At 43.1% G+C, this 304-nt stretch carries 1 protein-coding gene; it reads left to right on the forward strand.

Annotated elements, in window-relative coordinates; translation table 11 throughout:
• Window positions 1–304: hypothetical protein (locus tag AKG33_RS07295; protein WP_161802438.1), on the forward strand; the 304-nt coding region annotated here is incomplete at both ends.

The following is a 304-nucleotide window of genomic DNA, read 5'->3' on the forward strand; positions in this document are numbered from 1 at the left end:
GGAATTTAAAGTCAGCATAGATGGAACCGTAGGAAAAGATGAAGAGATCGTCTTAAAAGTAAACGATGCTGTGAAATCCGACATTACGAAAGAAGACTTCACGAAGATCGTAGTGAAAGATGCATCGGGAGCTACGCTGAAAGAATACGTTAGCGCAGACGAGATAGAAAACTTCCTGACGAACGGATATCAAGCGACCGTAGCGAAAGGTGATTACGGCACCGGAAAAGAACAGTTCGCGGTAGAATTTACCGTTGCTGACGATGATAAGTACGAACGCATAGAAAGCGTGAAACTGAAAATT

Source organism: Dichelobacter nodosus (assembly GCF_001263335.1).
Taxonomy (GTDB): domain Bacteria; phylum Pseudomonadota; class Gammaproteobacteria; order Cardiobacteriales; family Cardiobacteriaceae; genus Dichelobacter; species Dichelobacter nodosus.